The sequence below is a fragment of the Vibrio sp. 1-Bac 57 genome (assembly GCF_037546855.1).
Classification (GTDB): domain Bacteria; phylum Pseudomonadota; class Gammaproteobacteria; order Enterobacterales; family Psychromonadaceae; genus Psychromonas.
This window is the reverse complement of the sequence record NZ_JALAAC010000095.1, coordinates 1-1,099: the sequence shown is the minus strand read 5'-3', so window position 1 is coordinate 1,099 and position 1,099 is coordinate 1. Positions and strand designations below refer to the sequence as shown.

At 38.7% G+C, this 1,099-nt stretch carries 1 protein-coding gene; it reads left to right on the top strand.

The window, feature by feature from the left end:
• Positions 1–98 precede the first annotated feature (98 nt).
• The gene (locus MT391_RS20645) at positions 99–1,070 is read left to right on the top strand and encodes an IS30 family transposase (protein WP_499499969.1); all 972 of its coding nucleotides are present in this window, start codon (positions 99–101) and stop codon (positions 1,068–1,070) included.
• The last annotated feature ends 29 nt before the right edge of the window (positions 1,071–1,099 follow it).

The window sequence follows — 1,099 nt, the reverse complement described above, 5'->3', positions numbered from 1 at the left end:
GTCTTGGATTCAGATTATAAGTGCATAACTTGAATTGGTAGAAAAAGCGGCCAGCTGAATATATGCTTATCGCTTTTTCTCCGGCAAGAGATGCAACAATGAAAACATATAAACAACTGACCTATGGGCTAAGATGCCAGATTTATGCTTTAAAGAAAATAGGTCTGAGTCAAAATAAAATTGCGCAACAGTTAAAAGTCAGTCAATCAACTATCAGTAGAGAGCTTTCTCGTAATACAGGTAAGCGAGGATATCGTATTAAACAAGCCCAATCGTTTGCACATCATCGTCGATTACATTCTCGTAAAGCAATTAAAATGACGAGTAGCCTCATTGCACTAATTAACTCAAAGATTCGACTCGAATGGAGTCCCGAGCAAATATCAGGATGGTTGCGAGAAGAGCACAAGGTGCGGATTAGCCATGAAACGATTTATCTTTATATTTGGTCTGATAAGAAACGTGGAGGTCAGTTATTTCAATACCTCCGTAGAAAAGGCAAAGCTTATCAGTCCCGTAGTAAGGATAAGCAAGCAGGTAGAGGTTTTATCAAAAACCGAGTAAGCATTGATGAACGTCCAAAGGATGTTGATAACAAAAATAGAGTGGGAGATTGGGAAATAGATTTGGTCATCGGTAAGGGGCACAGTGGTGCGTTAGTCACTATCGTCGAACGAAAAACCAGCTTTACAGTATCGATGCGTGTTGATGACAAATCGGCTAAATCAGTGACTGCTGCTACGATTGCTTTATTGCAACCATTCAAAGGTGCGATATTTACGATCACCGCTGATAATGGTAAAGAATTTGCGTATCATGAAGTGATGACCGAATATTTAAACTGTGGTGTTTATTTTGCAGATCCTTATTGTTCGTGGCAAAGAGGTTTGAATGAAAATACGAATGGTTTGTTACGACAATATTGGCCGAAATCAACGGACTTTAAAAAAGTATCGCAATCAGAAGTTGAAGATGTAATAGTTAAATTGAATGAAAGGCCAAGAAAGAAACTAAATTACAAAACGCCAGCCAAATTAATGGCTGAACATATGGTAGCTATAGCTGCTTAGTCGTTATGCACTTCAATGTTGAATCCGCC

Coding starts and splice junctions, on each gene's coding strand:
- MT391_RS20645 (WP_499499969.1), top strand. CDS start 99: ATGAAAACATATAAACAACTGACCTATGGGCTAAGATGCCAGATTTAT.